Raw genomic sequence first — 4638 nt, forward strand, 5'->3', positions numbered from 1 at the left:
CTGGGCGGTCGCGCCCCCGGCCGCGGTCGGCGCGGCGGCGGCACGGGTGGTGGCGGCCTTGCCCGCGCCGAAACCGGGGCGGCTCGAGACGCCGGGGGGACCGGCCGCGTCGGCGTGCCCTGCGGAAGCGGGTCCCGCCGGGGTGCCGCCCGAGCCGGAGGCCACGCCACCCGGCGCCCCGAAGCCTGGGGCCGCGACGCCACCCGCCCCGCCGGGCGGGCCGAAAGCGGAGCCCGCCGGGCCGCCGCCGGGCGCCGCCTCCCCCGGGCCCGAAGGCGGGGCGACCGCGCGGAACTTCATCGTGCCCTCGTCAGGAGCGTCCGCAGGGGCCTCGGCTCCGGAGTTCGCCGTCGGGCGGCGGAACACGAACGTGCCGTCGGCGGCCGCCGCGTCCGCCTCCTGGCCTGCGGCGGGGGCGGACTCGCCGTCCGGCCGCCGGTCGGCCTGCGGCGGCTTCCGGCCGGCGCCCTGGGCGCCCTGCGGGGCGCCCCAGGAGACGCGTTCCTGGTCGCGGCCGAAACCTGACTGGCGGGAGCGGTCGGCGCCCCAGGCGGAGGCGGGTTCCGGACGGCTGCCGTGCTGGGAGTCCGCGGCGGGCGGCTGCTCGACCGGGTCCTCGTCGAAGAAGTGCGGGCCGGTCTCCTCCACCGAGGCGGCATCGGCACCGGACGGGGGCGCGAGCGTCTCTCCGTCCTCGGGTGCCGGACGGCTGGTGCCCGGCACCCAGGAGGCACCGTTCCAGTACCGGACATATCCAGGAATGGACGGGTCCGGGTAATAACCTTCGCGGGGCCTGTCGTCACCGGGGGCCGGGGTTGGGGCGCTCATCTCCACGTCCCGTATCTGCTCGAGGGCCAAATGGGGGCCTCCACATCTATCAGACGAGGGCAAGCCCCACCGCCGCTCCCACGGGACCCGCCCCTTTCGAGCACCGTTGTGCTACGCGCCGTACGGACCGGGCGGCGCGTGCCCCATGCTGAAAAACCTCCACAACGCGCGTAATGCCCAAGCCCCCGCGCCCTCTCTCCTCCTGACCGGCCCTCACGGGCCGCCGTTCAGCCGTTCGGGAAGAAGGGAACATCGCATGCGCACCGTGGTGGAGCGGGAACTGGAGCTGATGCTCGTCCTGTCGCCGGAGCACCGGATCCCGGTGCCCGCCCGGCTCGGGTACGTCACCGACGACCCGTACGCCGTGCAGGTCACCTTCCACGTCGGCTCGGTGTACGCCGTGACCTGGACGTTCGCCCGTGACCTGCTGGTGGAGGGAGTGTTCCGGCCGTGCGGCCAGGGCGACGTGCGGGTGTGGCCGGCCAAGAGCGAGGGACGCGGTGTCGTGTTGATGGCGCTGAGTTCACCCGACGGGGACGCCCTGCTCCAGGCCCCGGTGGCGCACGTGTCGGCGTGGCTGGAGCGCACGCTGCGGGCGGTCCCGCCGGGGACGGAGGCCGAGCGGCTGCGGCTCGACGACGAGCTGGACGAGCTGCTGGCCCAGTGAGGCCCGCTGCGGCGCGGCCGTCAGAACAGCTTGCCCGGGTTGAGGATGCCCAGCGGGTCGAAGGCCTGCTTCACGGCCCGCTGCATCTCCAACCCCACGGGACCGAGCTCGCGCGCCAGCCACTCCTTCTTGAGGACGCCGACGCCGTGTTCGCCGGTGATGGTGCCGCCGAGCTCCAGGCCGAGCGCCATGATCTCGTCGAAGGACTCACGGGCCCGCCGCGACTCGTCGGGGTCCCCGGGGTCGAAGCAGACCGTCGGGTGGGTGTTGCCGTCCCCCGCGTGGGCGACGACCCCGATGGTGAGCCGGTACTTCCCGGCGATCCGGTCGACCCCCGCCAGCATGTCGCCGAGCCTGGAGCGGGGCACGCACACGTCGTCGATCATCGTCACGCCCTTCACCGCCTCCAGCGCGGTGAGCGACAGCCGGCGCGCCTGGAGGAGCAGTTCGGATTCGGCCGCGTCTTCGGCCGGGACGACCTGGGTGGCGCCGGCGGCCTCGCACAACGCGCCGACGGCGGCGAGGTCGGCGGCCGGTTCGGTGCTGTCGAACGCGGCGAGCAGCAGCGCCTCGGTGCTCTCCGGGAGGCCCATCCGCGCCATGTCGTTGACGGCCCTGACCGTCGTACGGTCCATGAGTTCGAGGAGTGACGGGACGTGGCCGCCCGCCATGATCCGGCAGACGGCGTCGCAGGCCGCGGCCCCGGAGGGGAACTCGGCGGCCAGCACCAGCTGGGCGGGGGGCTTGGGGCGCAGCCCGAGCACGGCCCGCACGACGATGCCGAGGGAGCCCTCGGAGCCGACGAACAGGCGGGTCAGGTCGTACCCGGCGACGCCCTTGGCGGTGCGGCGGCCGGTGGACATCAGCCGTCCGTCGGCCAGTACGACGTCAAGTCCGAGGACGTATTCGGCGGTCACCCCGTACTTCACGCAGCACAGGCCGCCCGAGGCGGTGCCGATGTTGCCGCCGATGGTGCACATCTCCCAGCTGGAGGGGTCCGGCGGGTAGTAGAGGCCGTGTTCGCCGACGGCCCGGGAGAGGGCGGCGTTGATCACGCCGGGCTCGACGACGGCGACGCGGTCGACCGGGCTGATCTCCAGGATCCGGTCCATCTTGGTCAGGGAGAGCACGATGCAGCCCTCGGAGGCGTTCGCGGCGCCCGACAGTCCCGTGCGGGCGCCCTGCGGGACGACCGGGACGCGCAGGGCGGTGGCGGTGCGCATGACGTGCTGGACCTGCTCGACCGTGCGGGGCAGGACGACGACGGCCGGGGTACCGGCCGGGCAGAAGCCGGCCATGTCGTTGGCGTAGGAGGCCGTGACGCCGGGATCGGTGAGGACGGTCTCGGCGGGGAGGCCGCTGAGCAGCAGGTCGACGAGACCGCCGGGCGTCGTGGTCTCCTCGGAGCTGGGCGCTTCGATACGGCTCACGATCACAGGGTCGCACCCGGGGCCATCGGTGTGAACCCCGTCTCCGGCACCCTTGGCCTGACCGGGTGTGGTCGTCGTACTGACGCACAGTGAGCGCCATGGAGAACGAGAACCAGCAGGAGGGCCTGGAGGGGCAGGAGAGCAGTGGGACTGCACGCCGCTTCCGCGGACGGCGGGTGGTGCTCGCCTGCGTCGCGGGGTGTGCCGTGCTCGGCGGGGTGCTGGTGCTGCTGCCGTGGGAGCGAACCGCCGGGCCGGCCGCGCCGTCGCCGGGTGCGGTCGCGATGGCGGCGGTCAGCGCGGGGGCCCCGGCCGCGCTGCCCGATCTGGCGGAGCTGATCGACGAGCGGGAGAAGCGGCTGCGGGCGAACCCGAAGGACGCGCGCTCCTGGGCGGTGCTCGGCGTGGCCTACGTGGAGCAGGGACGGCGGCTGGCGGACCCGGCGTACTACCCGCGTGCGGAGAAGGCGTTGCGCACGTCGCTGCGGGTGCGGCCGAAACGGAACACGGAGGCCGTGGCCGGGCTGGCCGCGCTGGCGGGCGCGCGCCGGGACTTTCCCGCCGCGCGCCGGTGGGGCGAGGCGGCGCTGAGGCTGGAGCCGCGCAGATGGACGACGTATCCGCTGCTCATCGACGCCTACACCGGGCTCGGCGAGCACGCGGCGGCCAAGCGGACGCTGGACCGGCTGACGGAGCTGCGTTCGGGCCCGGCCGTGCTGGCGCGGGCGGCGGCCGTCTACCGGGACCGGGGCTGGCGCGAGGACGCGGCGGCCTCCCTGGCGGACGCGGCGGCGGGCGCGCGGGCCCCGGCGGAACGGGCCGCCTACCTGGAGCGGGCCGGGCAGCTGGCCTGGGAGCGCGGTGACCTCCAGGACGCGCTGCGGCACTTCCGGGAGGCGGTGCGCCTCGACCCCGACCAGCGGGCGGCGCAGGCCGGGCAGGGCAGGGCACTGGCGGCCCTGGGCCGGACGACCCAGGCGCTGAACGCGTACCGGGCGGCTCTCGCCAGGCAGCCGTGTCCCCGGTACGCCCTGGAGCTGGGCGTGTTGTACGAGTCGCTGGGCATGCCGGAGGCCGCGCGGGTGCAGTACGACCTGCTGCGGGAGCGGGTGCGGAGCGCTGCCGCGGCCGGGGCCGACGAGGAGCTGGTGCTGGGGCAGTTCGAGGCGGACCACGGCGATCCGCGGGCCGCGGTGCGGCGGCTGCGCGCGGAGTGGCGCCGGCAGCCCGGCACGGAGGTGGCCGACGCGCTGGGCTGGGCGCTGCACCGGGCCGGGCAGCACGAGGAGGCCCTGCCGTTCGCGGTGCGGGCTACGGAGGAGAAGCACGGGGGTGGGGTGCGCAGTGCGCTGTACGCGTATCACCGCGGCATGATCGAGCGGGAGCTGGAGCGCTACGGGCCGGCCCGGCGGCATCTCGCGGAGGCACTGCGGATCAACCCGCACTTCTCACCGTTGCACGGACGCGCGGCCAGGACGGCGGCGCAGGCCCTCGGGGAGCCGCCGGACGACGAGCTGCCGGAGCTGGACGGGGACCAGGACTGAGCCCGCCGGGCCGCGCCATCGGGCCGCTCGGGGCCGCCCGGGGCCGCTCGCGGCCACTCGGGGGCCATGACGGCCACCGCCCGCTACCACCCCGGAGCGGCCGTCGGTCGCGGACCGGGTCGCGGCGGTCCTGCGGGCCGGTGTGGCCCGGGCCGGGATGCTCCGGCCG

4 protein-coding genes are annotated in these 4638 nt (G+C 75.5%); 2 read left to right on the forward strand and 2 right to left on the reverse strand.

The window, feature by feature from the left end; all coding sequences use genetic code 11:
* Positions 1-828, reverse strand: an 828-nt coding sequence (locus IE212_RS35310; protein ID WP_229864722.1) for a DUF2510 domain-containing protein, incomplete at its 3' end; no start/stop codon positions are given.
* A 256-nt stretch (positions 829-1084) separates the two neighbouring features.
* Between IE212_RS35310 and IE212_RS34355 the strand changes: the two genes are divergently transcribed.
* Entirely contained in the window at positions 1085-1495 is a 411-nt protein-coding gene (locus IE212_RS34355; protein ID WP_190201914.1) for an SsgA family sporulation/cell division regulator, read from the forward strand.
* A 20-nt stretch (positions 1496-1515) separates the two neighbouring features.
* Here IE212_RS34355 and IE212_RS34360 read toward each other — a convergent pair whose 3' ends face one another.
* The gene (locus tag IE212_RS34360; RefSeq protein ID WP_190201915.1) at positions 1516-2931 is read right to left on the reverse strand and encodes an FAD-binding oxidoreductase; all 1416 of its coding nucleotides are present in this window, start codon (positions 2929-2931) and stop codon (positions 1516-1518) included.
* 92 nt (positions 2932-3023) lie between these two features.
* Between IE212_RS34360 and IE212_RS35505 the strand changes: the two genes are divergently transcribed.
* Positions 3024-4469: a tetratricopeptide repeat protein gene (locus IE212_RS35505; protein WP_190201916.1), complete on the forward strand. Its 1446-nt coding sequence runs from the start codon at positions 3024-3026 to the stop codon at positions 4467-4469.
* Positions 4470-4638: the final 169 nt, after the last annotated feature.

The sequence above is a fragment of the Streptomyces djakartensis genome (genome assembly GCF_014651075.1).
GTDB classification, from domain to species: Bacteria; Actinomycetota; Actinomycetes; order Streptomycetales; family Streptomycetaceae; genus Streptomyces; species Streptomyces djakartensis.

Coding starts and splice junctions, on each gene's coding strand:
- IE212_RS35505 (WP_190201916.1), top strand. CDS start 3,024: ATGGAGAACGAGAACCAGCAGGAGGGCCTGGAGGGGCAGGAGAGCAGT.
- IE212_RS34355 (WP_190201914.1), top strand. CDS start 1,085: ATGCGCACCGTGGTGGAGCGGGAACTGGAGCTGATGCTCGTCCTGTCG.